This is a genomic window from Burkholderia sp. BCC0405, from assembly GCF_902833075.1.
GTDB lineage: Bacteria > Pseudomonadota > Gammaproteobacteria > Burkholderiales > Burkholderiaceae > Burkholderia.
This window is the reverse complement of sequence record NZ_CADFEO010000066.1, coordinates 1-654: the sequence shown is the minus strand read 5'-3', so window position 1 is coordinate 654 and position 654 is coordinate 1. Positions and strand designations below refer to the sequence as shown.

The 654-nt window shown below is 50.5% G+C and carries 1 rRNA gene; it reads right to left on the bottom strand.

Annotated elements, in window-relative coordinates:
* Positions 1–263, bottom strand: a 23S ribosomal RNA gene (locus tag HWX36_RS36715); the annotation flags it as partial.
* Between the last annotated feature and the right edge of the window lie 391 nt (positions 264–654).

The following is a 654-nucleotide window of genomic DNA, read 5'->3' as shown; positions in this document are numbered from 1 at the left end:
CTCATCCCATTTCGCTCGCCACTACTTTGGGAATCTCGGTTGATTTCTTTTCCTGCGGTTACTTAGATGTTTCAGTTCACCGCGTTCGCTTCACATGGCCTATGTATTCAGCCATGGATACTCCAAAAGGAGTGGGTTTCCCCATTCGGACATCTACGGATCAAAGCTCGTTTGCCAGCTCCCCGTAGCTTTTCGCAGGCTACCGCGTCCTTCATCGCCTGTGATCGCCAAGGCATCCACCACATGCACTTGTTCGCTTGACCCTATAACGAGTCTGTCTCGTTACAGGTTGAGTTCTCGCGTTGTGCCGTATTCCAATTGATGTCGGCTAGAGTTAGCGCTTTAGCGCTTACTCTGGCCCCACTCCCGAAGGGAGTAGTTTACGAATCATCTTGAGATACATCGATACAATCACAACCCGGATAACTTCCACGTCCATCTCAAGACGCTTCCGCTATCCAAATTACTTGCTTCTTCCAGATTGTTAAAGAACGACAGCCGATACGTAAGACGTATCACTCTGACTGGCTCAATCGCCAATGCAAAATTCTCGGTTCAGTGTCTGAACCAAGCCCTTAGCGTTGGTGATTGGTGGAGGCAGACGGGATCGAACCGACGACCCCCTGCTTGCAAAGCAGGTGCTCTCCCAGCTGA